Source organism: Actinokineospora inagensis DSM 44258 (assembly GCF_000482865.1).
Classification (GTDB): domain Bacteria; phylum Actinomycetota; class Actinomycetes; order Mycobacteriales; family Pseudonocardiaceae; genus Actinokineospora; species Actinokineospora inagensis.
In genome coordinates, this window is sequence record NZ_AXWW01000029.1 from 78,262 (window position 1) to 102,257 (window position 23,996).

The 23,996-nt window shown below is 66.8% G+C and carries 28 protein-coding genes; 8 read left to right on the top strand and 20 right to left on the bottom strand.

Going from position 1 to position 23,996, the window contains the following annotated elements:
- Positions 1-31 precede the first annotated feature (31 nt).
- The 4 genes from H504_RS0112850 to ndk form a co-directional block, all read right to left on the bottom strand.
- Complete coding sequence (locus H504_RS0112850) at positions 32-859, bottom strand: ABC transporter permease (protein ID WP_026423109.1); 828 nt, start codon at positions 857-859, stop codon at positions 32-34.
- Positions 860-1,678 carry an ABC transporter permease gene (locus H504_RS0112855; RefSeq protein WP_026423110.1) on the bottom strand — a complete coding sequence of 273 codons (819 nt, stop codon included), beginning with the start codon at positions 1,676-1,678 and terminating at the stop codon, positions 860-862.
- Positions 1,678-2,607: an ABC transporter ATP-binding protein gene (locus H504_RS0112860; RefSeq protein WP_026423111.1), complete on the bottom strand. Its 930-nt coding sequence runs from the start codon at positions 2,605-2,607 to the stop codon at positions 1,678-1,680. Before H504_RS0112860 ends, H504_RS0112855 begins: the two co-directional genes overlap by 1 nt.
- A 71-nt stretch (positions 2,608-2,678) precedes the next feature.
- Complete coding sequence (gene ndk / locus H504_RS0112865) at positions 2,679-3,089, bottom strand: nucleoside-diphosphate kinase (protein ID WP_026423112.1); 411 nt, start codon at positions 3,087-3,089, stop codon at positions 2,679-2,681.
- Positions 3,090-3,218: 129 nt separating this feature from the next.
- On the opposite strand from ndk, the gene H504_RS0112870 reads away from it, so the two are divergent.
- The 6 genes from H504_RS0112870 (at position 3,219) to H504_RS0112895 (ending at position 9,599) form a co-directional block, all read left to right on the top strand.
- Positions 3,219-3,734, top strand: a complete 516-nt coding sequence (locus H504_RS0112870; protein ID WP_026423113.1) for a hypothetical protein — start codon at positions 3,219-3,221, stop codon at positions 3,732-3,734.
- A gap of 118 nt (positions 3,735-3,852) precedes the next feature.
- Positions 3,853-4,302 carry a YbaB/EbfC family nucleoid-associated protein gene (locus H504_RS0112875; protein WP_026423114.1) on the top strand — a complete coding sequence of 150 codons (450 nt, stop codon included), beginning with the start codon at positions 3,853-3,855 and terminating at the stop codon, positions 4,300-4,302.
- Between the two features lie 4 nt (positions 4,303-4,306).
- Positions 4,307-4,615, top strand: a complete 309-nt coding sequence (locus H504_RS0112880) for a type VII secretion target (protein ID WP_026423115.1) — start codon at positions 4,307-4,309, stop codon at positions 4,613-4,615.
- Positions 4,612-8,847 carry a DUF6531 domain-containing protein gene (locus H504_RS34750; protein ID WP_051385779.1) on the top strand — a complete coding sequence of 1,412 codons (4,236 nt, stop codon included), beginning with the start codon at positions 4,612-4,614 and terminating at the stop codon, positions 8,845-8,847. Before H504_RS0112880 ends, H504_RS34750 begins: the two co-directional genes overlap by 4 nt.
- Positions 8,801-9,283 (top strand): Imm50 family immunity protein, encoded by a 483-nt coding sequence (locus H504_RS0112890; RefSeq protein WP_157440371.1) that lies wholly within the window; start codon positions 8,801-8,803, stop codon positions 9,281-9,283. The genes H504_RS34750 and H504_RS0112890 overlap by 47 nt, the downstream gene beginning before the upstream one ends.
- Positions 9,270-9,599, top strand: coding sequence for a hypothetical protein (locus H504_RS0112895; protein WP_026423117.1), 330 nt, complete (start codon positions 9,270-9,272; stop codon positions 9,597-9,599). Before H504_RS0112890 ends, H504_RS0112895 begins: the two co-directional genes overlap by 14 nt.
- Here the strand turns inward: H504_RS0112895 and H504_RS0112900 are convergent.
- Positions 9,596-10,105, bottom strand: a complete 510-nt coding sequence (locus H504_RS0112900; protein WP_157440372.1) for an I66 family serine proteinase inhibitor — start codon at positions 10,103-10,105, stop codon at positions 9,596-9,598. The genes H504_RS0112895 and H504_RS0112900 overlap by 4 nt on opposite strands.
- A gap of 208 nt (positions 10,106-10,313) precedes the next feature.
- On the opposite strand from H504_RS0112900, the gene H504_RS0112905 reads away from it, so the two are divergent.
- Positions 10,314-10,751, top strand: a complete 438-nt coding sequence (locus H504_RS0112905; protein ID WP_026423119.1) for a hypothetical protein — start codon at positions 10,314-10,316, stop codon at positions 10,749-10,751.
- A gap of 38 nt (positions 10,752-10,789) precedes the next feature.
- Here H504_RS0112905 and H504_RS0112910 read toward each other — a convergent pair whose 3' ends face one another.
- The 14 genes from H504_RS0112910 to H504_RS0112980 form a co-directional block, all read right to left on the bottom strand.
- Positions 10,790-12,322: an alkaline phosphatase D family protein gene (locus H504_RS0112910; protein WP_026423120.1), complete on the bottom strand. Its 1,533-nt coding sequence runs from the start codon at positions 12,320-12,322 to the stop codon at positions 10,790-10,792.
- Between the two features lie 100 nt (positions 12,323-12,422).
- The gene (locus tag H504_RS0112915) at positions 12,423-13,079 is read right to left on the bottom strand and encodes a GON domain-containing protein (protein ID WP_245614223.1); all 657 of its coding nucleotides are present in this window, start codon (positions 13,077-13,079) and stop codon (positions 12,423-12,425) included.
- Positions 13,080-13,305: 226 nt separating this feature from the next.
- Positions 13,306-13,812 (bottom strand): PH domain-containing protein, encoded by a 507-nt coding sequence (locus H504_RS0112920; RefSeq protein WP_169735378.1) that lies wholly within the window; start codon positions 13,810-13,812, stop codon positions 13,306-13,308.
- 498 nt (positions 13,813-14,310) lie between these two features.
- Positions 14,311-14,508, bottom strand: a complete 198-nt coding sequence (locus H504_RS41110; protein WP_169735379.1) for a hypothetical protein — start codon at positions 14,506-14,508, stop codon at positions 14,311-14,313.
- A gap of 28 nt (positions 14,509-14,536) precedes the next feature.
- Positions 14,537-15,085 (bottom strand): phosphoribosyltransferase family protein, encoded by a 549-nt coding sequence (locus H504_RS0112935; RefSeq protein WP_026423124.1) that lies wholly within the window; start codon positions 15,083-15,085, stop codon positions 14,537-14,539.
- Positions 15,086-15,136: 51 nt separating this feature from the next.
- Entirely contained in the window at positions 15,137-15,592 is a 456-nt protein-coding gene (locus tag H504_RS0112940; RefSeq protein WP_157440374.1) for a hypothetical protein, read from the bottom strand.
- A 2-nt stretch (positions 15,593-15,594) separates the two neighbouring features.
- On the bottom strand, positions 15,595-16,017 hold the full coding sequence (locus H504_RS0112945) for a hypothetical protein (RefSeq protein WP_157440375.1): 423 nt from the start codon (positions 16,015-16,017) through the stop codon (positions 15,595-15,597).
- Positions 16,018-16,082: 65 nt separating this feature from the next.
- Positions 16,083-16,475: a hypothetical protein gene (locus H504_RS0112950; protein ID WP_026423127.1), complete on the bottom strand. Its 393-nt coding sequence runs from the start codon at positions 16,473-16,475 to the stop codon at positions 16,083-16,085.
- Positions 16,476-16,775: 300 nt separating this feature from the next.
- Complete coding sequence (locus tag H504_RS0112955; protein WP_157440376.1) at positions 16,776-17,168, bottom strand: hypothetical protein; 393 nt, start codon at positions 17,166-17,168, stop codon at positions 16,776-16,778.
- Positions 17,169-17,457: 289 nt separating this feature from the next.
- Positions 17,458-17,754 (bottom strand): hypothetical protein, encoded by a 297-nt coding sequence (locus H504_RS0112960; protein ID WP_026423129.1) that lies wholly within the window; start codon positions 17,752-17,754, stop codon positions 17,458-17,460.
- A 335-nt stretch (positions 17,755-18,089) separates the two neighbouring features.
- Positions 18,090-18,464, bottom strand: coding sequence for a DUF4233 domain-containing protein (locus H504_RS0112965; protein WP_026423130.1), 375 nt, complete (start codon positions 18,462-18,464; stop codon positions 18,090-18,092).
- Positions 18,461-19,810 (bottom strand): bifunctional tetrahydrofolate synthase/dihydrofolate synthase, encoded by a 1,350-nt coding sequence (gene folC / locus H504_RS0112970; protein ID WP_026423131.1) that lies wholly within the window; start codon positions 19,808-19,810, stop codon positions 18,461-18,463. The genes H504_RS0112965 and folC overlap by 4 nt, the downstream gene beginning before the upstream one ends.
- A gap of 2 nt (positions 19,811-19,812) precedes the next feature.
- On the bottom strand, positions 19,813-20,007 hold the full coding sequence (locus H504_RS0112975) for a DUF397 domain-containing protein (protein WP_425394055.1): 195 nt from the start codon (positions 20,005-20,007) through the stop codon (positions 19,813-19,815).
- Positions 20,004-20,852, bottom strand: a complete 849-nt coding sequence (locus H504_RS0112980) for a helix-turn-helix domain-containing protein (protein ID WP_026423133.1) — start codon at positions 20,850-20,852, stop codon at positions 20,004-20,006. The genes H504_RS0112975 and H504_RS0112980 overlap by 4 nt, the downstream gene beginning before the upstream one ends.
- Positions 20,853-21,002: 150 nt before the next feature.
- Between H504_RS0112980 and H504_RS0112985 the strand changes: the two genes are divergently transcribed.
- Positions 21,003-21,320 (top strand): hypothetical protein, encoded by a 318-nt coding sequence (locus H504_RS0112985; protein WP_026423134.1) that lies wholly within the window; start codon positions 21,003-21,005, stop codon positions 21,318-21,320.
- Between the two features lie 30 nt (positions 21,321-21,350).
- Here H504_RS0112985 and H504_RS0112990 read toward each other — a convergent pair whose 3' ends face one another.
- Entirely contained in the window at positions 21,351-23,975 is a 2,625-nt protein-coding gene (locus H504_RS0112990) for a valine--tRNA ligase (RefSeq protein WP_026423135.1), read from the bottom strand.
- Positions 23,976-23,996: the final 21 nt, after the last annotated feature.

Consider the following 23,996-nt stretch of genomic DNA (forward strand, 5'->3'; position numbering starts at 1 on the left):
CCCCTGCCGACGGGCCGGTCCCGGTCACCTCTCAGGCGAGCAGCAGCGTGCCGAGGCGTCGGGAGGCCACGACCACGCCGATGCCCGCCATCACGGCGAAGTAGCCGAGGTGGCCGAGGATCGACAGGTCGACGTACCCGGTGCAGAGCGCGCGCATGATCTCGATGCCGTGGTAGAGCGGGAAGCACTTCACCGCGAACTGGATGGCGGCCGGGTAGACCGTCACCGGGTAGAACGTGGTGGAGAACAGGAACATCGGGATCAACGCGAGCTGCACCAGGTCGAAGTCCTGCCACGACCGCATGAAGGTGGTGCAGGCCATGCCCAGCGCGCCGAAGGCGAACGCGACGAACACGGCCGCGGGTAAGGCGAGCAGGGCCCACCCCGAGGTCAGCAGGCCCATGCCGAGCATGACGGCGAGGAACCCGGCCGCGTAGAGGCCACCGCGGATCAGCGCCCAGGTGATCTCGCCGATCGCCACGTCGACCGGGCCGAGCGGGGTGGCCAGCATGGCGTCGTAGAGCTTGGCGTACTTGAACTTGAAGAAGATGTTGAAGGTGGAGTCGTAGACGGCGCCGTTCATCGCGGACGCGGCGAGCAGCGCGGGGGCGACGAAGGCGACGTAGCTGATCGGTTGACCGCCCGGCCCGGTGACCTCGCCGACCAGCCTGCCGAACCCGTAGCCGAGGCCGAACAGGAAGAACAGCGGCTCGAAGAACCCGGTCACGATCGAGAGCCACGCGGTGCGGTTGACCAGCGCGGACCGTTCGACGAGCACCTTCGCCCGGCCCGCGTAGAGGCCGGTGGGCAGCACCCGGAACAGCAGGCCGGTGCGCTCGGGTACCAGGGTCGCGGTCACCTAGACCTCCAATCTGCGGACGAAGGTGCGGATGGACAGCCGCACCCCGACGACCAGCAGGGCGCCGAGGAACAGCACGTGGCCGAGCACGGGGAGCAGTTCACCGGTGCCGAACGCGGCCGCCCGGGACAGCTCGGTGCCGTGCCAGAGCGGGGTGAGCCAGACCAGCGGCTGGACCCAGCCGGGTAACTGGTCGGCCGGGAAGAAGGTGCCCGCGAACACGGTCATCGGCATCACGATGAACCGGAAGATCACGTTGAACTGCTGGCCCTCGCTCTCGACGGTGGCCGAGTAGGCGACCACCGGGGTGGCGAAGGCCATCGCGGTGAGCAGCGCGGCCAGCAGGGACAGCACGACGCCCGCGCTGGTCACCGCGCCGAGAGCAGCCGCGATCAGCACGAACGCGACCGACGAGAAGATCAGCCGCAGGGCGATCCAGGTGAGCTGCCCGGCGACGACCTGGTGCGCGGTGATCGGGGTGGCCGTGATGCCCAGGTAGGTGCGCTGCCACTTGAACGAGGACAGGATCGGGTAGGTCGACTCCCCCGCCGCCGTCTGCACGGCGGAGGCCACCAGCAGCGCGGGCGCCAGGTACTGGACGTACGGCAGGCCGTCGGTCGCCGCGCTGGGCCGGACCTGCGAGCCGAAGCCGACGCCGAGGGCCAGCAGGTAGAGCACGGGCTGCAGGACACTGGAGACGACCGAGGAGCGCCAGTTGCGGCGGTACCAGGTCCAGAGCCCCTCGACCACCAGCCAGGCCGCTACCGGCGTGCTGGGGGCGTGCGCGACGGTGCCGGGCGGCCGGTGCGTGGTCGTCATCAGTCCACCAACGTCCGGCCGGTCAGGCGCAGGAAGACGTCCTCGAGGGTGCCGCGCCGGACCAGGCTGGTCACCGGGGTGAGGCCGCGCTGGTAGACGGCGGCCAGGGCGGCCTCGCCGTTGTCGGTGTAGAGCAGCAGCCGGTCGGGCAGGATCTCGACCCGCTCGGCCAGACCGTGCACGTCGACGTCCTTGTGCTCACCGGTGAACCGGAGTTCCAGGACCTCACGACTGCAGTAGCGGGCGATCAGCTCACCGGGGCTGCCCTCGGCGACGATCTTGCCGCCGTCCATCACCACCAGCCGGTCGCACAGTTGCTCGGCCTCGTCCATGTAGTGCGTGGTGACGATCAGGGTGACGCCCTGCTGGCGGAGCCGGAACAGCCGGTCCCAGAGCAGGTGGCGGGCCTGCGGGTCCAGCCCGGTGGTCGGCTCGTCGAGCAGCAGCAGCTCGGGGTCGTTGATCAGCGAGCGGGCGATGGTCAGCCGCCGCTTCATGCCGCCGGACAGCGGCTCCACCTGGTCGTCGGCCCGGTCGGTGAGCTGAGCGAACTCCAGCAGCTCCACCGCCTTGGCGCGGACGTGCGCGCGGGAGAGCCCGAAGTAGCGGCCGTAGACGTGCAGGTTCTGCCGGACGGTCAGCTCGAAGTCGAGGTTGTCCTGCTGCGGCACCACGCCGAGCCGGGCCCGGATGTCGGGGCCCTGGGTGCGCGGGTCCATGCCCAGCACCGTCAGCTCGCCGTCGGTGCGCGGGGACACACAGGACACCATGCGCATGGTGGACGACTTGCCCGCGCCGTTGGGCCCGAGGAAGCCGAAGGCCTCCCCCGGGCGCACGTCCAAGTCGATGCCGCGCACCGCGTCGAAGTCGCCGAACCGCTTGGTCAGGCCGCGGGCGCGCACGAGTTCCCCATTCACGCCGGGCACCATAACCGGGACCACCGACAATCCCGGCAGGGTTTTCCCGGGCCGCCCGGTCGTGCCGGGCGGCCCGGGTCAGCTCACAGCTCGGGGAACCAGATCTTGATCTCGCGCTCGGCCGACTCCGGCGAGTCCGACCCGTGCACCAGGTTGAACTGCACCTCCAGGCCGAAGTCGCCGCGGATGGTGCCGGGGGTGGCCTTCTCGACCGGGTCGGTGCCGCCCGCGAGTTGGCGGAAGGCCGAGATCGCGCGGGTGCCCTCGACGACCAGGGCGACGACCGGGCCGCCGGTGATGAAGTCGAGCAGGTCGTTGAAGAAGCCCTTGCCCGCGTGCTCGGCGTAGTGCTGCTCGGCCACCGAACGCTCGACGGTCCGCAGTTCCAGCGCGGCCAGGCTCAGGCCCTTGCGCTCGATGCGGGAGATGACCTCGCCCACCAACCCGCGGCTGACGCCATCGGGCTTGACCAGGACCAGGGTGCGCTCACTCACGGCTCTCGGTACTCCATTCCGTTTTCCACGGGGGATCTGCGCGTGTTGACCACACGAGCGTGTGAGCAGGGTAACCCGGTGCGGTGGCAGCGTTTGCCCGGCTCCCGCGTACGTGCCCACGGTGGCCACATGCCCAGGTCCGCCGTAGTCGTGCAGTTGACGCTCGCTGCCGCGCTCAGCACCTCTGTCGTGCTCGGTACCTCTGTCGAGGCGGCCGCCGAAGCCGCGCTGTCGTACTCCTACGAGTACCCGTTGGCTCTTGAGACTGCGCAGACCCCAGAGTCGTTGACCACTTCCGTCGCCACCGACTTCCGCAGGTTCTTCCCGTTCGACTCGGACTGCCCCCGTTTGCCTCCTATAGGCGGCCGTTGTGACCTCTATGTGTTGCCGGGCATCCCGGTGCCGTCTAATCCAGTGCAGGTCATTGATCGCACCTCGAACTCGTGGACCTTTCAGTCTCTTCCCGGTCACACGGAAGGCGCCGGGAGGACCATCGTGTTCTCTTTCGAACCCAGCCCCACCGGCCTGGAGCTGCACACACGCGCCAACGGCCCCTACACGCTGACCGCCGCCGCGACGATCTACTCGGGTGGCGCCTACTTCTTCTGGCACGTGTTCGCCGACAAGGTGTCCCAAGCGTTCTGAGCGACCGGTCCGTTACGCGGCGTGTCGAAAATTGGGGACCGAACAGGGGAACCTTTCCGGCCGGTGATCGTCGTAGGGGTTGCGACGTAGACCCGGTTTCGCGCGGGAAGGGGAGTCCATGGTCGGCGATCCGAATGCCGAGCTGTCGGCGGTCGAGTCGATGGTTGCGGACTGGGGAAACCGTGGTCAGCAGCGGTTGGCCCAGGTCAAGGAGTTCACCGACCGGGTCGCCGGGTTGACCGCGACAGCCCGGTCCAGCGACGGCAAGGTCACCGTGTCGGTCGACTCGAGGGGGCTACCGACCCACATCAGCGTCGAGGGAGATCCCGAGCTGACCGGCTCCATCATGGCCGCGTTGCAATCGGCGCAATCTCGACTGCCGCAGTTGATGACCGAGGTGGCGCAGCAGGCCGGGATGGCCGGTGACAGCGTGGTCGGGCACCTGTTGGAGCAGGCAGAGTCCTCGTTCCCGCAACCGCCCGCAAGCGACCCCGCGCCGACGAGCCCGGAGCCGCACGCGGACGACGACTACTTCGACAACTCGGGTTTCTACCGGGGCAGGAACTGAACCGATGGGCGAGCAGGTAGAGGTCACCGGGCAGGAGTTGACCGCGCACGCCGGGCACCTCGGTGACATCGAGCAGCGGTTGTCGACAGCGTTGTCCGCCGCGCGGCAGGTCAGCATGGACAACGACGCGTACGGCATCTTGGGGCGGCCGTTCGCGTGGCTGCTGGATCCGTTCGAGAGCCTGGGCACCGACATGATCTCGGCGGGTACGGACACGATCGCATCCGACGTGGACAACCTGAAGCGGTCGGCGGCGGGCTACTCGACCACTGAGGACACCAACACCGCGATGTACACCGGCGGTGCTCAGTGAGCAATCCTCTTGTCGCCGCCCCGCAAGACTCCACAACGGCCTATTCGGGGATCCCACTCGCCGAAGACGCGGTCTCCGCTTACCAGGGCCTGTCCTCCGGCGACTGGGTCGAGGGCGGCATGGGTGCCCTCGCCACCGGCATGGACATCGCCGACACCGTCGCCAACCCGTTCGGCGCGTTGTTCGGGGCTGGCGCGGGCTGGTTGATGGAGCACTTCGAACCGTTGCGGCAAGCGCTGGACTGGCTGGCGGGCAAACCAGACGTCATCGCCTCTTACGCGCAAACCTGGGACAACATCTCGCAAGAGCTGGCCTCGGTGCAGAAAGACCACGCGGACATGGTCTCGCGGGACCTACCGGGCTGGTCGGGCACGGCGGCGCAGAACTACCGGGCGTCGGCGGCGGAAGTCTCCGACGCGTTGTCCTCGGCGTCGTCGGTCGCGGGTGGGCTGTCCATGGGCACGTCGATCATGGGCGCGCTGGTGGCGGCGGTGCGCTCGACCGTGCGGGACCTGATCGCACGGCTGGTCGGCGACGCGATCGAGTGGCTGTTGGAGGAGGCGTGCACCCTCGGCCTGGCCACCCCGGTCGTCGTCGCGCAGGTCACCACGGCGGTGTCCAACGCGATGACCAAGGTGTCCCGGTTGCTGTCGAAGGTCACCGACGCGATCGGCAAGGTCACGCCGCTGCTGGCCAAACTCAAGGGCCTGTTCGGCAAGATCGCGGAGAAGTTCAAGGGGCTGCGGCACTCCGGCGCCGACCACGCGCCGGTCCCGCACGACGTGCCCAAGGTGCACGCGGACGCGCCGAACGTGCACGGCGGCGGGATGGACACAAAGGCGGGTGACCCGCGCACGGCGTCCTCGTCTGCGGACCGGCCGTTCTGCAAGGACGACCCGATCGACGTGACGACCGGTGAGGTCGTGCTGTCGCAGACCGACCTGGAGTTGCCGGGCATCTTGCCGTTGACCATCGCACGCCACCACCAGTCGAACTACCGCGCGGGTGGGTTGTTCGGGCCGTCGTGGTCGTCGACGCTGGACCAGCGCGTTGAGCTGACTGGGGACGCGGTGTGGCTGGCGACGGCGTCGGGCAGGCTCTTGCGGTTCCCGGTACCCGTGGCCGATGAGGCCGTCGCGCCGGAACACGGTCCGCGGTTGTTGTTACGGCGCACGGCTAGCGGCTACGAGGTCACCGACCCCACGGGGCCGACATTGCGGTTCGCGCCTCTTGGGCCGGAGTGGGCCGCGGGCGGCGTGCAACCTTTGGCGTCGATCACGCACCGGTCGGGCGCGCAGATCACGTTGTCTTACAACGACTCTGGCATGCCAACGGAACTACAGCACTCTGGTGGTTACCGGGTGCTGGTGGATACCGCGGATGGGGTCGTTACCCGGCTCAGTGTGACCACGCCTGCCGGAACTGTGCCGGTGATGCGGTACACCTACGACGAGGGGCACTTGTCGGAGGCGGTCAACTCGTCCGGGCAGGCTTTGCGGTTCACCCATGCCGAGGACGGCAAGCTCACCTCGTGGATTGACCGTAACGGCCAGTGGTACCGCTACCTGTACGACGCGCAAGGCCGCGCCACCAACACAATCGGGTCGGGCGGAGCTCTTAACGGCACGTTCCGGTACGAGCATCGGGTCACCACACACACGGACACGATCGGCAACACCACGCGCTACGAGATGAACCACCTCGGGCAGGTTGTGCGGGAGGTCAACCCTCTTGGCGCGGTTACGTTGCGGGAGTGGGACGAGCGCGATCAGCTTCTCGCCCTGACTGACCCGTTAGGACATACGACTCGGTACACCTACGACGGTTCAGGCAATGTCACCTCGGTGGTTCGACCGGACGGTAGCGTTGTCTCCTCGCAGTACAACGAGTTCGGACTGCCAACCGTTGTCGTTGACCGTGACGGCACTCGGTGGGTACGCGAGTACGACGAGCACGGTGGCCTTGTCGCGGAGACGGACCCGATCGGCGCCACGACGCGGTTCGAGCGGGGTCCCGGTGGGGCGATCCGGTCAATCACCGACCAACTCGGTGCGGTGACCAGGTTCGAGACCGACGCGGCCGGGCTGGTCCTCGCGACCACAGACCCGCTCGGTGCTGTTACCCGCCACCGTCGCGACGCGTTCGGCCGGGTTGTCGAGACGGTTGACCCGTTGGGCGCGACGACCCGATGGGGCTGGACGGTCGAGGGTAAGCCGTTGTTCCGGACCGACCCGGACGGCGCCACCGTGCGCTGGCGCTACGACTCCGAAGGCAACCAGGTCAACTACACCGACGCGCTGGGGAACGTCAGCGCTACCGAGATCGGCCACTTCGACACGCCCATCACCAAGATCAGCGCCGATGGCAGTCGCACCACTTACGCGTACGACACCGAGTTGCGGCTCATCGGCGTCACCAACCCGCAGGGCCTCACCTGGCACTATGACTACGACGGCGCGGGCAATGTCGTGCGGGAAACCGACTTCAACGGCCGCACGCTCTCTTACGCCTACGACGCGGCCAACCAGCTCACCGCCCGCACCAACGGCGTCGGGCAGACCGTGTCGTTCGAGTACGACGTCACCGGGCAGGTCACGGCCAAACACACCCCGGATGGCACCACGACGTTCGAGCGTGATGCCAAGGGACGCGTAGTGCGCGCGGTGACACCAGATGGCTCGTTGGTGTTCACGCGTGACGCGACCGGTCGGGTGGTGGCCGAGGACATCGACGGCCGAGTGGTCACCTCCACCTTCAACGCCGTGGGCAGGCGCTCGTCCCGACGCACCCCCTCCGGCGTGCTGTCCTCCTGGGAGTTCGACGCCGCCGGGTCGCCGACCACGTTGACCGGCGCTGGTTCGACCGCTTCGAGCATGGTGTTCCGCCACAACGCGGTGGGTCGGGAGGTGGCCAGGGAGATCGGCGCGGTCACGATCACCCGGCAGTGGGACCTCAACCGCCGCCTCGTCGGCCAGCAGGTCACCGCGCCCGGCGGCGCCTTCCACCGCGGGCTGCGCTATCGGCCCGACGGACACCTCATCGGGATGCTGGACAACGGTCGGGACCACCGGCTCGACGTGGACCCGACCGGCCGGGTGACCGGTGTGTTCGGGCCGGACAGCGCCGAGCACTACCGGTACGACCAGACGGGCAACATCACTGACTCGTCGTTCGACGGTGCCCACGAGTACACCGGCACGCTTCTCCACGGCACTGCCCGCAACCGGTATACCTACGACGCACAGGGCCGGGTAGTCGCACGTGACCACCGCACGTTGTCGGGTAAGAGGCTTGCCTGGCGCTACACCTGGGACGCCGAGGACAGGCTCACGGCGGTAACCACCCCCGACAACAGCACTTGGCGCTACCGCTACGACGCACTCGGCAGGCGTACCGCGAAGGAGCGCCTGGTCGCCGGGACCGTCGTCGAGCAGGTGGCGTTCACGTGGGACGGCACGCGGCTCGTCGAGCAGACAACCGGCACGACCACCACGAGCTGGGAGTACGACCCGAACGGCTACACCCCGGTCAGCCAGCTCACGCAATCCGATGTCGACACCCGCTTCTATGCGATCGTGTCCGATCATGTGGGCACTCCCACGGAGTTGGTCGCTCCCGATGGCACCGTGGCCTGGCGCGCGCGGGCGACGCTGTGGGGTCGTACGGCTGCCAGCTCCGCCGCGTGCTTACTCCGGTTCCCCGGCCAGTACTTCGACGCCGAGACGGGTTGGCACTACAACCTGCACCGCTACTACGACCCCGAGACCGGTCGTTACGCGAGTCAGGACCCGCTCGGTCTCGCCCCGGCGCCCAACCCGAACTCTTACGTCCCCAACCCCACCCGCCAGATCGACCCGCTTGGTCTCATCTGCGGCGAGCAGGCCAAGCAACAGGCGCTCCGCGACGCAGGTGTCCCCGAGGGCGCTGAACCACTGGACGCTTACACCGTCCCGTCGACCACACCGAGCGGCAGGCAGATCCTGGACGAGAACTACCAGCCCGTCCGCTTCCCCGAAGAGGTCTACGAGAACGCCAACGGCGATCTCATCGTGTTCCAGGACCACTACACGGGCCACGACTTCGGTGACCCGAACGGCGTCGGCAACCAGCCGCCGCACGTCCACGTCCGCCCCTACGACGACCCCCGCGGCGGACAGATCCCCGGCGCGCAGGAGCATTACTACTATGACCCCTCATTGGGCCGACCGAGTTACTCCGGGCCGGAGTACTGACCTCCGGTCGCTCTACCGCGTCGTACCGGACCTGGTGGGGGTCGTCGTCCACCAGGTCCGGCTGTCCCGCTTCGGCCCCGCCTTGAGCCTGCGGTTGGACCTGCCCCGGTTCCCCGACAACCCCCCGCCGGAGTGGTCGGACTTGGAGCACCTCCAGTGCCACCTGTTGTTCAACAGCGTGGCTCAGGTAGGGCTAACGGGCTCGGTACTGCCATCTACCGTCGCCATCAACATCACCGACGGGTCCGCGGACCGGGTAGCCGTATCAGCAACCGGTGATCTCACCTTGTCGTTCACCGCCGACGCCCACATCCACCTCGGTCGCATCGGCGCGTACCGCGACGGAAGTACCGAACACCGCTACCTGGGCAAGTTGGAACGCCGGTTCACCACCGTGCCCGGCCCGGAGCTGGAGTCGTTCCATGACCGCTTCTGACCTCACCGGCCTCGGTCTGGTCACTCTCCACTGGGACGACAGGGGAAACGAGCTGACAGCCGCGTTCGAGGGACCTATCCGGGCGCCCTACAGCGCTGATTCCCCCGAACACACTCACATCCGGTTGCGTCTGTCCCTCACCGGTATAACCGCTCTGTCCATCACGTCCTGGGCTGTTGGCCTCAACGCGGACGTGACCATCGCGGAGCAAGACGGTCAGGTGGTTGCTCGTTTCACCGGCCCCGGTACCGCCGTCGAGTGCACCGCCCAGTCCGCGGACGTAGTAGTAGGGCAGACGTTCCGGCCGGTTCCCTAGTCACCGACTCGGGTTGCCGTGTAGGTAACTGGCGCGAACGTCTCCGGAATCACCACCAGGTGATCGCCGCTGGGCACGACCGGCCAGTCGTTGGTCGCCGAGGTGATGGTCACGACCGCCCCGTTCGCGGTGTGATCGACCAGGTACCCCTTCCACAGTTCGTTGCGCGGGTACGTCGGCGGCCAGGTCGGGAACACGATCAACGGCGCGACGGTCACCGGACTGGACGGCTGCGTCCCCTTGAGCACCCACCCGCGCGAACGGTCCGGCGTCGTGATGAGGTACGCGCCCGAGCGGTCGGCGTCGAGCCGCCACCGGGTCGCCTGCGCCGGGGCACCCAGACCGACCACGCCACCGCGATCCACGAGTGCCTGACCGTTCTGCGTTGTCACCACGTAGACGCCGTTGACGTGGTTGACCGGCCTACCCGCCACCGCGGGTGTCGCACCGACCACCGCACCCGCCACCAACGCCATCGTCGCCGCCAATGCCGCTACTACTCGCACCACGAACCTCCAGGTCGGGGCGCCGCCCCCACGGCGGCGCTCGGACCCGAGACTTCCCCAGTCGATCCGGCGAACGCGCCCTTTGCCCGACGAACCATCCGATCGAGTGCCCGCCCGAGATTCACCCCCGTGGTCACCCCCACGGCGGCTTTCCGCTCCCGTTCACCCGGTGCCACCGTTGAGCCCTCACTCAGAGGGGGTACAACCCATGATTCCCTTCAAGCGCACCGCCGCCGCGGTCGCGAGCACAGTCGCCTTGATGTGTGTGGCCGCGCCCACGGCGTCCGCAGGCAACGCCACCCTCGGCTCTGGTTGCCGCAACGGTTGGTTCACCTTCACCCTCAGCGCGACGGGCAACATCCCGGCGGGTAGTACGTGGACCTCCAGCTACACCGCCGCGTCACCGTTCCCCACCCTCTACAACCTCACCAGTTCCTCGAGCGCCATCACGGTGACCAACACCGGCAGGTCGACGGCTTCCCTGGTGAGCACCGCTGTCATCCCGGCGGGCACCACGGTGTACCTGCAGCCCTACGAGTACCCGCTGACCAGCAAGAGCGCCCTCACGCTGTACATCTCCGGCTACGGCGGCTCCACCAGCGCCTACTTCCCGAGCTACGACGGCGAAGTCGACACCACCTGCTGACCCGGTGGGCCCCGGTTAAGACCGAGGCCCACCACATGTCAGCGGCTGGGCTGCAGGATCTTGGACCAGAGCGAGGTGCCCTTGCCGTCACGCAGGTTGACGGTAAGAGCGCCGCTGCGACCGTCCACCTCGACCTCGCCGAAGTGCTGGTAGCCACCCATCGGCGAAGTGTTCGCGGCGGGCGGGGCGTGCACGAACACGGCCTCCGGACCGAAAGTGGAGTCGAGCGCGTTCGGCCCGAACGCACCCGCGTGCAGCGGGCCGGACACGAACTCCCAGAACGGGTCGAAGTCGCCGACTGCCGCGCGCTCGGGCGAGTAGTGGTGCGCCGCCGTGTAGTGCACGTCCGCGGTCAGCCACACAACGTTGCGAACGTTGCGGCGAGCCAGCGAACGCAACACCCAAGCCAGCTCCGACTCCCGGCCCGCAGGCGCGCCGGGCAGATTGTTGGCGACCCCCTCGATCCCACCGCCGTCCGGCACGACCAGACCGAGCGGGAGGTCGTTGGCGACGATCTTCCAGGTCGCGCGGCTGCGGGCCAGGCCGTCCACGAGCCAGCGGGCCTGCTTGTCGCCGAGGATGTGGCCCGGCTTGGTCTGGTCGGCGGTGTTCGCGTCCTTGTAGGTGCGCATGTCGAGCAAGAACACCTCGACGTGCTTGCCGTAGCTGAAGCTCCGGTAGACGCGGCCGTCCTCGGCGATGCGCTTGTCGATCGGCTGCCACTCGTGGAACGCCTGCGACGCGCGCGCGGCCAGCACGTCGACCCGCTTCTCGGTGTACTGCGGCAGGTCGAGGATCTCGCCCGGGTACCAGTTGTTGAGGACCTCGTGGTCGTCCCACTGGACGTAGCTCGGTACCTGCGCGGCGAACGCCTTGACGTTCTCGTCGAGCAGGTTGTATGCGAATTGTCCTCGGTACTCGGTGAGGCTTTCCGCGACCTTCGACTTGGCCGGGGTCACGATGTTGCGCCACACCCGACCGTCCGGCAGCGTCACCGACTCCTGCATCGGCCCGTCCGAGTACACCGTGTCACCACTGTGGATGAAGAAGTCCGGCCTGCGCGCCAGCATCGCGGAGTACGCGGTCATCCCGCCGATGTCCGGGTTGATGCCCCACCCCTGCCCGGCAACGTCACCCGACCACGTAAACCGCACACCGGCACGCCCAACCGGCGCGGTCCGGAACGACCCCACCAACGGCGCGCTGGCGTTGCGCCCGTCGAGGTCTTCCGCCCGTACGCGGTAGTGCACCTCGGTACCCGCAGGAAGCCCGGTAAGCCTAAGATGCCCGGTGCCATCCGTGTCCGGCGTCAACACCGGCCCACACAACTGGCGCGCGTTCCGGAACGACGGGTCCCGCGACACCTCCACCAACATCCGCGACGCCCGGTCCGCCCGCGTCCACACGATCGCACCGTCCGTGGTCACGTCCCCGGTCTGCACACCGTGCGTGAGCACCGGCCGGGCCTTGGGGGTGGCGTACGCCACCCCGGGCAGCACCAGCCCGGCCGCCACCGCGCCCGCACCGATGCCCCCGGCCCGCAACAGGTTCCTACGATTCAGTTCGGTCATGGGCGGTTTGTAATCCGTGGTCACCACGGGTGGACCAACCCGAGTTGACCAGCGGATGACGCTTGCGGGCGCGCCGGTACCGGCGCGCCCGGGTTCAGCGTCAGCCGAGGTCGAGGCAGATCTGCGGGCGGAACAGGCCGTCGGGCGTGCACCGGAGTTTCAGGATGCTGTTGGCGCCCTGCGGGTTGAACGGGTTGTACAAGCCGGGGGCCGGTGCGATCCACCCGCAGAACCCGCCGCCGCTGAGGTCGACCGCCTGCCCGTTCGACGTGGGCGTCGCGGTGCCGTTCGCCTGGAAACCGCCGGACTGGAAAGCGTTCGCGACCGAGAACGCGGTGCCGCGCAGGTCGATGTTGCCGACGCCCTGGGAACCGCAGCCCATGGCCACCGCGTAAGGCATGCTCGTCACCGACTGGCCGCCGTGGTTGAGCGTGCCGGTGGACTTGGCGAAGGTCAGGTCGTTGATGTCCACGGTGAGGGTCTGCGGGTCGACCCGCAGCTTGGTGAACGAGGTCCGCACATTCGTCCCCGGCGACGCCCCACCCGCCGTGTACTGGGAGAAGTTCGCCCCTGCACCGACGTTGGTCAGATCCAGGTATTCGCGCGGCTTCCCCGCCATGTCGTAGCAGTACACGCCGAGCAGCGAGTGGTTCGTGGCGAGCGTGTACTCCCCATCTGGCACACCGGGCAGGAAGGAGTGCAGGGCCGCACAGGAGTCCAGCAACCCGGCGGAGGTCGACGCACTCGCTGCAGGCACACCGACAACGGCGGTCGCGGCAACGGCGGAACAGGCGAGGAGAATTCGAGAAAGGGATCTCACAGCCGACTCGCAATCACATTCGGAATGGATTGGGCCTGCTGGACGCTAGCAGCGGGTGAACGACTCACCCATAACCCGGCCAGGTGTACCCGATACCCGGTCGAGTGCATTTCGGTTGATTGGTTGGGCCAAAAGGGTTGACGTCGTCCCACAACCGTGAAATTCACCCCCGGACGACGGCGAGGACCACGTCGGCCACGCCGAAGATCCCGACGACCAGCCCCAACTTGACCAACTCGAGATCCAGCCGTCGAACCACTTCGCCCGCGCCCCCGCGCCCCGACCTGGCCCCCAGGATGGAGCCCACCGGCCCGCCCAGCACCCGTTCGTAGAGGACCGGGTCCCCGATGGCCGGGCGCACCCGACCGCCGTTGTCAAGCAGGAAGGTCACCTGCGGCTCAATTGCCACTGAGCGCAGGCGTCCCCACGGAATCGAGTAGCGGGTGAACCAGTTGACCACCGTGATGCCGTCCTCGCCCACCACCACCCGGGTCTTGACCACCAGCCACATACCCCAGGCGATGACGATCATCAGGCCGGTGAACTGAGCACGACTCCAGGTCGTTTCGTTCGGCACTTGTTCGGTGTAGGACCACCCCACCGTCGCCAGCACCAAGACGACGAGGACCGACCCGAACACATGCTGCGCCCGATGGCGGATCACTCGCACCACAGCAGGACCTCCCCATCAGACCAACTCAAGCTCAACAGCCGAAGAATTGAACGAGAAGCTCACCAGCCCGAATCCCGACTGGATGTTCCGGATCACACCAGCGATGCCGCAAAGTCACCCTGCGGCCACTTTCGAAGTGGACAACAAGATACTGCCTGCCCAGCACCGCCCCCACCGGGATACCTCGATCGGCGGTCCACCGCCAAGCCTTGACGCCCTCGGCTCGGATGGACCACGGCCGCAAGTTCTCCCAGAACTCCAGCCGCCCACCGGAAATCCGCACCGGGCCGAGGTCCGCCACCACACTCACCGACCCCGCCACCATCCCCAGGCTCGCGAGAGCGAGGACCAACGAGAGAACGCTCGCCACGTCACCGCGCCCACCCCAGTTGCTGAACCCAACAGCGGCGAAAAAGAGCCACATAAGAGCGAAAAAGCACCACACCACGGACAATAACCGCGCTCGCGGAAGCACTACCATGACACCTCCTCAACTCAACCGTAGATACCCGACCGCTCGACGGCAACGAATATCATAATCGCCGGAATCGGCCTCAGCCACAAGACCCGCCGCCCGTCCACCAGCCGCAACGCCACCTCATCCGTCGTCTCCACGATCGACACCGCCTGGTACGGAATCCAGTATCGGAAATAGAAGTTGGTCACTTCCGGTCCAGCGGTCGTGACCACCATGACTCCTTGCCGCCCCGCTGCTAGTCAATCACAGATCACGCTCGTGCAGCAGTGACCGCACCCCCAACTCCCTGCGCATAATGTTGCTCTCCAGCGCGTCAACAATGACCGCCGCGCCAATCCACGTCGCACCCACGGAATGGATAATCCGCTGCACACCGGAAGCTTGCCCGCCGGTATCAATCCAGTCGTCGACCAACAGGACTCGGTCTCTGGAACCAACCAACCTTTGAGGAAATCCCAGCACGAGTTGCCGGTCCCGATAATCAGGCGGTGTCACCTGACGCACCCACGCCTCGTTGTCCGTGAGTTGCGGGCGGTCTTTCCGAACCTCCACAAACCCGACCCCCAAGGTCAAAGCAACCAGCGGCCCCAGCAGCACCCCTCGGGACTCAACCCCCACCACCACCGACGGCGCGGCGTCGCTGAACAACCCCGCCAAAGCACTGCCAAGCTGGGCGAGCAACGCCGGACTACGCCACCACCCGGCGATGTCGGCGAACTGCTCATCCCCATTGCCCCGCCAGGAGAACTCGCGCCTCAAGGCATCCTGGACTGAACTGCGCTTCCCCTTCACTCCGTGAGGTCCCTCTTTTCGAATCCGCACCGCCACGAGGCGTACACGTGGCTACTCACTCATCCGCGCGACGGCGGCCTGCAGACGGCGTACACGCCAAGGTATCCGGAAGTAGAACGCCTGGGAGTGGAGCGGGAGAGGGTCACCAGACCCACGCACGACAACCGGCATCCGCGAGGGCAACACACTGCCCGGATTACCCACCACATCGATCCGGACGACCTCGCCCCACACGGCGAGTTCACCCCGACCGAACAGCGGCGTTTCGCGAATCCCGTCCTCGCCCACGCGAACCCCTGCCCTCAGCGCCGCGACCAAACCCACGACCCCGATAACAGTCACCACGCAACCGATGACTACCGCACCGACATCGTCATGGCCGAAAACGACCATCACAATCCCAAGTAAGGTGCAAGTACCCGCAGCGAACACGGCGACCCATGTCCAGGGCGACCGAAGTGCCCCGGGTAGCCGCTCCAGACCGACAGCAGGATGTTGCTCAGTCATGATCAGGACGCTCCTTGATGGGCACTCCGGCCGAAGAACTGCACCAGGAGTTCGTCCGCTCGAATCCCGGAAGGCCGGCCAGAGAAGTACCAGCGGTGTCGAAGAGTCACCCTTCGACCATTAGCCAGGTCGATGACCAGGTGCTTCGCACCTGCCGCGGCACCGAGCGGTATACCCCGATCACCGACCCATCGCCAAGCTTTGACGTCGCTGGCCCGGATGGACCACCGCCGCAGCTTCTCCCAGAACTCCAGCCGTCCACCGGAGATCCCCACCGGGCCGAGATCGAGAATCCTGCTCACCGATAAGACAACTAATCCCAGGCACCAAAACACCAGAAGCAACGCCAACAGGCTACCGACATCATCACGGAAGCCCCACTGGAAGAACTCGACGACGGCGAGCACCAGCCGCCCGAAGACCACGAAACACCAGAACGCACTCAACAGGAGCGGACGGGAAAAGATTACCATTTCGTCTCCGCAAGAGGCTATTTTAAGTGCAAGTACGCCAACGATTCGAGCACAACGAGCGTCGAGACCGCCGGAATCGACACTTCAACATTCCCACCATCCTCTTTAGCCTTCTCCATCGCGGCCGAGATTTGTTCCCTCATCGCCCGCTGCGCCGGATTTCCCCGCATCCGCCCCACCAGTGACCAACTCCCCGCCGCCACCTTCAACCGTCGACCGTCCACCAGTCGCACCACCACCTCGTCGGTTGACTCGATCGACGACACGGCCTTGAACAGAATCCAATGGCGGAAGAAGTAGTTGGTCACCTCCAACCCTGCCGTCGTCACCACTACCTTCGGATTCAGCGCGGCCAGGATCATCGGCCGGCCGAATACCCACACCACCAACATCCTCTGCGCCACAGGCATCCGGGTCACCAGCGGGTTCGGCGTGAAAATGAGCCACAGTACACCGAAAACCAGGACAGAAACGGCAATCCACCCGAATATGAACTCGTTCTACCGTCGAACCACCGCCAACTGTTCGCCGTGTCGCACGGAATCCACCTCCAACCGGAGCCGATCGCACTCGGCTGAGCGATCGCGCCACGTATCAAACGCGCCGCGAATGGGTGGACGTCAACGAGCGTGCGTGGTTACCGCCGATTCAACCGGCCGTGGCCCGACGTGGTGATCAACCCAAGTCGGGCCACGACTGGCTTAACTCGCTCAGAACGGGTGTCGGTAAGACCCTCGCATGTCACGAATGTCTTTCGCTCGTTTGGCATTCTCCTCGCTGAGCACGACCAGACGAGCTTCGCCCGCACCCCACAGGCTGGGCGCCAGTATCACTTCGTCGCTGTTGCGCACGCGGGCGATCCGGTCCGAGTTCGCGGTATCGACCATCCGCGACAGCACATCGGCGTCCAATGGAGCACCCCAGTGCCAGCCATCGCACTCGTCCACGGCGACCTCGGCTCCGGCGCGAACCCAGTCGGCCACTTCGTCGGGTTCGAGCCAGCTGCTGACTTCCGCCCAGACAACCCCGCCCGGACCGATCAGTTCCGCACCCTGTGCCCGATAGCCGGGTTTGGTCACGTTGCACTCCTCCTCACGGCTCACCAATAGTAGTGTTTTGTGCCAATGCGTCCGTTTTCCTACCACGTTTGGCGGCCTGTGTATCACGATAATAGTCGCAGTGGACATGGTTGCCCGCCTTGCACGTGCCACGGTAGCGAGCCTGCGACCCACCACGTCGTGCCGCCCTCTTCGCCGCCTTTTTCGCCACTGTCTTGCTGGGATAAGTCTGCCCAGAGTTGCCCGCCACCGGCTTGTAGGTCGATATCGGCGCGGCGTGCATGGCATCCCAAGCCTGGACTGAGATGACCGGTGCGGGCGCGTAGGCGGTGCGCTACTGGCGCTGCTGGAACCGGACGAACCGAAATCGGGTACCGGGATGTGCACCGGACACGACCTTCGACCGCGACGTGTCGAACCGGGACCCGCCTGCGGCCTGCCGGGTCAACGGCGCGAAATCCGCGTCTGTCCGCTGCACCGGCGCCTTCCTCGCCACAGCGGGCGCACCGGCCAGCGGCAAGGTCCGAACATCAACCCCTGTAGATGGACCCGCGGGCTTCGTCGCCACCGCAGGCGCCATCCCGGTCACGGCGGAAAGCACCACGGTCATGGACAACACGGCCCCGGTCACCCGGGCAGCCTTCTTCAGACGTACCCATGCGGGCACGCCACTATGGTGACGTTTCACGAATTCCCCAGAGCTCAGGCGGCTCCCCCATTGAAGCCGCACAGCGAAACAGCCGAAGCATGACCGCTTCCCGCCACTCCTGGCGATAGACCATTCGAGCTACCCAACGGCGACTTCACACGGCGATGCGCCAATCAGCCCACAGCGGCCGGGGAATCCAAATCGAACAGTAAACTCTTACCTCACGCTACCTTTGCGTTTCCGAAACACGGAAGACGGCCGCCATCTCGGCAACCTTTGCCAAGCAAGGGCCAAAAGGGACAATGGGGACGCGGAGGTTATTCGGTTGGGGGTTGTTGGCTGCTGAGGCGGCCCTCGGACATGCGTTTGAGGACGTCGTGGCGGGCCCAGAGCATCCAGGTCCAGCCGAGGGCGAAGGCGACGCCGACGGCGCCCAGGGCGGGGGTGATGAAGAAGCCGAGGCAGGCGATGGCCTGGAGGGTGAGCGCGAGGTGGAGGCCCCAGGGGCGGGCGACGAAGGCGCAGGTGGCGATGAGCAGGAAGGCCATGGCGCCGACGGACCAGCCTTGCCAGGTGGCTAGGCCGGAGGACTTCGCGACGACCAAGAGGGCGAGGAGGACGACGATGGCTTCCAGGATGAGCATCGCGGACATGACGCCGCGGAAGCCCTTCATGGGGTCGGGGGTGGTCATGCGGGGTCCTTGCCGAAGAGGGCGCGGACGTCGCCCGCGGTGACGACGGAGCCGGTGGCGATGACGCCGCCGCCGGTAAGGGGCTCGTTGGGGTCGTCGGATTCCTCGGCCAGGGCGATGGCGGCCTCGATGGCGTCGGGGAGGTGGGGGTAGACGGTGACGCGTTCGTCGCCGTAGATGTCGGTGGCGATGTCGGCGAGGTGGTCGGGGTCCATCGCGCGGGTGGAAGAGTTCGCGGTGACAACGACGTCGGTTAGTACCGATTCGAGAGCGGACAAGATGCCGGAGGCGTCCTTGTCGGCCATCACGCCGATGACACCTACGAGGCGGCGGAAGCCGAACTCGGTGTCGAGGGCCTTGGCGAGCGCGGCGGCGCCGTGGGGGTTGTGGGCGGCATCGACGAAGACGCTCGGTGACATGCGGACGCGTTCGAGGCGGCCGGGTGAGGTGACGGACGCGAAGCCCTCACGGATGGCGTTGACGTCGAGCTGGCGATCGGCGCCTGCCCCGAAGAACGCCTCGACGGCGGTAAGAGCCAAGACAGCGTTGGCGGCTTGGTGTTCGCCGTGGAGCGGTAGGAAGATCTCGTCGTAGACCCCGCCGAGTCCCTGTAGCCGCAAGACCTGCCCGCCTACGGCGACGTCGTGGGCGAGGACGCCGAACTCCAGCCCTTGCCGCGCAACGGTCGCGTCAACGGTGGCCGCACGCTCCAAGAGGACCCGGTTGACCTCGGGGGTCTGCTCTGCCAGTAGCGCGACGGAGTCCGGCTTGATGATCCCGGCCTTCTCCCCCGCGATGCTGACGAGGTCAGGTCCGAGGTAGTCGGTGTGGTCGAGTCCGATGGGCGTGATGACGGCGACCTTGCCGTCGGCGACGTTGGTGGCGTCCCACTCACCACCCATGCCGGTCTCGATGACGGCGACGTCAACGGGCGCGTCGGCGAACGCGGCGTACGCCATCGCGGTCAGCACCTCGAACTTGCTCATCCGGATGTCGGACCGCGCGTCGACCATCTCGATGTACGGCTCGATGTCCCGGTAGACCTCGATGTAGCGCTCCGGGTCGATCGGCGCGTTGTCCAGGCTGATGCGTTCGGTCACCAATTGCAGGTGCGGGCTGGTGAGCCGACCGGTGCGCAGGCCGAGCCGGGTGAACAGCGCGTCGACCATGCGGGTGACCGAGGTCTTGCCGTTGGTGCCCGCGATGTGCACGACCGGGTAAGCGCGCTGCGGTGACCCGAGCAGGTCGACCAGGGCGGCGATCCTGGTCGTGGAGCGTTCCAGCTTGGTCTCGGGCCACCGGGTGTCGAGTTCCGCCTCGACCTGGCGCAGTTCGTCCAGACTCACCCCTAGAGCGTACGGAGGGCCTGCGCGAAGGCGGCGACGGGGAAGGCCAGGAGGGGACCATCGGGGTTCTTGGAGTCACGCACAGCGGTGGTGGCGGCGGTTTGTGCCACCTCGACGCAGTTGGCGTTCGTGCCGCTTCGGCTCGACTTGCGCCAGACGATCGGGGCCAGGTCCACCGCGTCCATCAACTTCCTCACTCTCGGTCATGCTCTCGTGCGATGGTCGCAACGAGTTCCGCCGACTTGACAGGATCCAGAGCCAGCCTGCTCAGGGTATCGGTCTCGACTCGGAAGAACTCGATGTGCGTGGGTTCTTCCAGGAAGAGACCGGAAACCTTGTGATCCAAGTAGACCACCGGCTTGTTCCGCTCGAAGTCCATCTGAACGTAGGAACCGTCTAGACCTGAGTGCCCGCGTAGCGACAGAGGCAACACCTGCAGGCTCGTTTTCCCGCGCTCTATGGCCTCCAAGAGGTGCCGCAACTGCCGAGCCATGATCTTGGATGAGCCGAGCACTCGCCTCAGCACGAACTCGTCGACAATCAGCCTCAACTCCGGCGGTTCGTCCTTCGTCAACACCACCTGCCGAGCCAGTCTCGCGGCCACACGAGAGTCGATGTCGTCGGCCGGAACGTTGCCAACTCGCATCAAAGCTCGGACATAGTCCCCGGTCTGCACCAGACCCGGGACGAGAAGCGGCTCGTAGTTAACAATCCGAGTCGCCTCGCGCTCGATGCGCATGAGGGTCCTTGACTCCGCCGACAGCGCTGGCTGGTTCTCCCAGTAGCCGATGTCGTCGGACCGCTCGGCCAGCCTGAGCAGGCGGTCCCGCTCCTTGCCGACGACCCCGTAGATGACCAGCAGCGACGCCACGTCGGCCGACTTGATCCCCTGCTTGCCGGTCTCCATCCGCGAGATCTTCGAGGCCTGCCAGCCCAGCAGGAACGAGACCTTCTTCAGGCTCAGCTTCCGGTCCTCGCGCAGTACTCGCAGCTCGCCGCCGAGCCCACGGCCGATCATGGTGGGTTGCCTGGGGGTCACCATCGTCACGCCCTCCCGATCTTGGAATTCTCGGCGACAGTGTCTCGCAACAGTGCCATCCCGTCATTCACTCGATAGAGTCATTGTTCAGCAACCCATTGAGATGCGATGCTGCCCACGGTCAATCGCAACGTTGCGACACATGGAGGCAACATGCATCCCACGCTCACCGAGAACGAGTTGGCCCGGCAAATCGCCGAGGTCACCGACCTGTGCGCGCCCCGCCGCTTCGCCGTCTACCAGGTCAAACGGGACGCCAACGGCGACGCGGTCGACTTCGCGGTGCTCGGCTGGGGCCTGGAGGTCGCGGACGGCCAAGGCGAAGACTACGTCGAGCTGGTCGGCATGCCCGACGCGCGCGGCAGCCGCACGCGCGGGCAGTTCAGCACCCCGGAGTCGGCCAGCCGCGTGCTCGCGCACAACGAGCCGACCGAGGTCTGGTGGCTCGACCCGGAGTACGACCAGGGCTGACCTGGCCGAACCCCGGTCCCCGAGCCGAGATCAGCCCGTGGGCAGGGCGGCCAGCCTGGCCTGCACGCGGGCGATCTCGGCGGCGGCAGCGTCCCGCCTAGTCTGGATCTTCGCGACGACGTCGGCCGGGGCCTTGTCGGTGAACTTCGGGTTGCCGAGCTTGGCCTCGCACTGCGCGAGTTCCTTCTCCGCGACCGTGAGGTCCTTGGTGAGCCGCTTCCGTTCCGCCGCGACGTCCACCGCGCCGGACAGGTCCAACTCGACGGTGACGCTACCGCCCGCCAGAGCCACTTCCAGCGACGCTCCCGCGTTGAAGTCACCCTCCGGTGCGTTCAACCGGGCCAGGCTGGTCACCGAACCGATGTGCGCCGACAGCCCTACCTCGTCCACACCGGACAACCGCGCCGTCACCCGTTGGCCCGGTTTGACACCCTGGTCCGCGCGGAAACGTCGGATCTCGGTGATGAGCCGCTGCGCACCCTCTATGCGGGAAGCGGCACCAGCGTCCGGCGTGTGACCGGACACGGTAGGCCACTCGGCAACAACCAGGGATTCCTTGCCCGTCAACGCCTTCCACAGCACCTCGGTGATGAACGGTGTAACCGGGTGCAAGAGCCGCAGCACCGTGTCGAGCACGTGACCCAGCACGGCGCGGGTGGCGTCCACGCGGCCATCGGCGATCTGGACCTTGGCGAGTTCCAGGTACCAGTCGCAGAAGAGGTCCCAGGTGAAGTGGTAGAGCGCGTCGCAGAGCTTCGCGAACTGGAAGCCCTCGAACAGCGTGTCCACTTCCGACACTAGGGCGTCAACGCGGTCGAGAATCCACCTGTCCGCGTCGGTCAGCTCATCGCGAGCCGGGACCGGGATGGCCGTCGTGGCGCCGTTCATGAGCGCGAACTTGCTCGCGTTCCACAGCTTCGTCCCGAAGTTGCGCGAGCCTGCCGCCCACTCTTCCGCCAACGCCATGTCGCTACCAGGGTTCGCCCCGCGCGCGAGGGTGAAGCGGGTCGCGTCGGCGCCGAAGCGGTCGAGCCAGTCAAGAGGGTCGATGACGTTGCCGCGCGACTTGGACATCTTCTTGCCCTGCGCGTCGCGGATGAGACCGTGCAGGTACACGTGGTCGAACGGCTGCTTACCGTCCATCGCATAGAGGCCGAACATCATCATCCGGGCGACCCAGAAGAAGAGGATGTCGTAGCCGGTCGACAACACACTCGTCGGATAGAACTTGGCGAGGTCGTCGGTGGCGGTAGGCCACCCGAGCGTCGACACCGGCCACAGACCAGACGAGAACCACGTGTCGAGCACATCGGGGTCCTGGAACCAGCCCTCACCGGCGGGGGGCTCGTCGTCCGGCCCCACACACACGACCTCGTCGTTCGGCCCGTACCAAACCGGGATGCGGTGGCCCCACCACAACTGACGCGAGATGGTCCAGTCGTGCATGTTGTCGACCCAGTCGAAGTAGCGCTTGGCCAACTCCGGCGGGTGCACCTGCGTCCTACCGTCGCGGACAGCGTCACCGGCCGCACGCGCCAGTGGCTCTACCTTCACCCACCACTGCAACGACAACCGAGGCTCGACCACCGTGTCACAGCGGGAGCAGTGGCCAACCGAATGCAGGTACGGACGCTTCTCCGCGACAATCCGGCCCTCTTCGCGCAACGCGGCCACCACAGCCGGACGCGCCTCGAACCGGTCCAGGCCCTCGAATGGCCCCTTGGCGGTGATGTTGCCGCTGGTGTCCATGATCGTGAGCGACGGCAGGTCGTGCCTGCGGCCGATCTCGAAGTCGTTCGGGTCGTGCGCCGGGGTCACCTTGACCGCGCCGGTGCCGAACTCCGGGTCCACGTGCTCGTCGGCCACGATCGGGATGCGCCTACCGGTCAGCGGTAGGACCACCTCCGTGCCGATGAGGTGGCGGTAACGCTCGTCGTCAGGGTGAACGGCGACGGCGGTGTCACCGAGCATCGTCTCCGCGCGCGTGGTGGCGACAACGATCGCGTTGTCACCGTCGCCGTAGCGGATGGAAACGAGCTCGCCCTCGTCCTCGGAGTGCTCCACCTCGATGTCGCTCAACGCCGTACGGCAGCGCGGGCACCAGTTGATGATGCGCTCGGCGCGGTAAATGAGACCGTCGTCGAAGAGGAGCTTGAACACGGTTTGAACGGCCTTGGACAGGCCCTCGTCCATCGTGAAGCGCTCGCGCGACCAGTCGACACCGTCGCCGAGGCGGCGCATCTGGTCGAGGATCTTGCCGCCGTACTCGGCCTTCCAGTCCCAGACCCGCTCGACGAACTTCTCCCGCCCCAGGTCGTGCCGGGACAGGCCCTCGCCCGCCAGTTGCCGTTCCACGACGTTCTGGGTGGCGATGCCCGCGTGGTCCATGCCGGGCAGCCACAGCACCTCGTAGCCCTGCATGCGGCGGCGGCGGGTGAGCGCGTCCATGACCGTGTGGTTGAGCGCGTGGCCCATGTGGAGGCTGCCCGTGACGTTCGGCGGGGGGAGCACGATCGTGAACGGGGGCTTCTCGCTGGCCGGGTCGGCGGTGAAGTAACCGGCGGCTACCCAGCCCTCGTACAGCTCCGGCTCTACCGCGGCCGGCTCCCAGGCCGGGGGGAGGTCGGTGCCGCGCGGGGTGGGGGTGTCAGTCACGGTGCGAGTCTACGAAGGCCA